At 54.7% G+C, this 1,695-nt stretch carries 2 protein-coding genes; both read right to left on the reverse strand.

All coding sequences use genetic code 11. The features are described 5' to 3' along the window. Positions 1-207 precede the first annotated feature (207 nt). Positions 208-441, reverse strand: a complete 234-nt coding sequence (locus AC221Y_RS23340) for a hypothetical protein (protein ID WP_486708666.1) — start codon at positions 439-441, stop codon at positions 208-210. Between the two features lie 417 nt (positions 442-858). After that, on the reverse strand, positions 859-1,695 hold an 837-nt coding region (locus AC221Y_RS23345), incomplete at its 5' end, for an IS1380 family transposase (RefSeq protein ID WP_486708667.1).

The raw sequence follows: 1,695 nt of genomic DNA on the forward strand, positions 1-1,695 counted from the left end.
CACAACACCCATGAAAGCCCTTCTAAGACGTGTAAAGGGCACCTCAAAAGAGAGAGATGCCCTTGAATACAAAATGCAGATGCCGTCATGGCCATTCCATTTTACCTGCCTTTTCGATCCCCCAACTCCAACCACTTCAACATGCAGAAGTATGGCACGTTATCGGATAAGACGTTGATAGGATCGTCGCACTTGGGAAATGCAGGCTTAGTTTGTTCCGTTTGTTCCGTTCGTATCGTCGTTGCTGCTCGCGATTGCTGCAAGCGCTGCGAGAGCCAAAACACCCGCAGCTACTGCGCCCGGTCCTATTGGCGCAAAGCTTGACGATGAGGACTCCTCAACCACCACCGGCTGTGACTCGACGACTGCATCGGCAAGCGAGCCAGCAAATGCATTAGATGCGGCGGCTGTTACGGCTGCAGCGAGAATTAGTTGCTTCATATTATATCTCCAGAAGGGCGAGCCCCCAATAAATAAGGTCACGCGGCCAAGTTCTACTTAATCAAGCTAAACGATTCACATAAGGATTGCAAAGCCAAATAGTTGATCACTAACGTCAGAATGGAGACGACATCGTTTTGGTTCTGTCGCAAATTTTTTTGACGATTGAGCACGGCTGTTCTCTGGACAGACTTATCCGACATTTCCCAAGTAGAACGTCGTCCTCCAAAAGCTGACGCGCTTCTGCGCACCGGTCAAGAATTTTGGCCGCGCCGAGCCAATGTCTGAGCATCTTGCGGTTGATTTGTGTGCGATTTATGGCTCTGACGAGTTGCTTGTCCCTTTTTTTGGTCCGATAGACGGCACTTTGAACAGACCCGTTGAGCCGCTTTCGTTCGGGTTTTGGTGCTGACATCCTCATTGGGTTACCGGTGGGGAGCGCAGCCGATGGATGGCTACAAGGATACGAGTGAACAGATCACCGCTGACCGCGACCTCGGCAAGCTGGAACGTGATGGCGCGGGCGTGGCGGACGACCCGTGCACCGATTTTGATCAGCCGGGTTTGCAGGCTGGTCAGCGACCAGTCTGCCATCTCCTCGGGCAGATCAGCGCCTTTCAGGAAGACACCAAGATTGTAGGCCAATGCATGAAGCTGAAGCCGCACCTCGTTCTGGGCCAATCCCTTGCAAGACAACCGGGTCCAATTGATCGCCTGCTTGCCTTCCTTGATATGCTGCTCGGCGGTGCCGCGCTGGTTATAGAAACACACCACCCAGCTTGGCTCCATGGGTAGGTTGGTGACGATGAAACCGACGCGAGGGAATAACTCGCCGGGATGCCACTCGACCTTGGCGACAACGCGTCGGGGCTTATCCCATGAGACCGCCTGATACTCGAAGTCGCCGTAGATGCGCTTCACGCCCTTTGGTGGGCGACCCACTGGGCGCTTGAGCAGATGCGCAATCCTGCCTTGCAGAACACGGTTGGTCCGCAAGCGGATGGCGTAGGAATAGTCCTCCGTTTCCAGCATCTTGTAGAGGCCTGGAATGGCAAACGCCGCATCGGCCCGAAAGAACCGCATCAGTGGACGATCCGTATATCGCGTGATGACCGGCTTCAGAACGGCTTCCCATCCGTCGGCGCTGTGAACATTGCCGGGGCGCAAGGCGCAGCTTTCGAGGTGACCGAACTGGTTGAAGACGAACAGCGGATGATAGCGCATGCAGCCAAAATGCCCGTTCCATGCCATGCC

It is taken from the genome of Boseongicola sp. (assembly GCF_057460485.1).

What these genes read in the sequence shown, in the direction of transcription:
- AC221Y_RS23340 (WP_486708666.1), bottom strand. Translation starts at nt 441, where the DNA reads ATGAAGCAACTAATTCTCGCTGCAGCCGTAACAGCCGCCGCATCTAAT.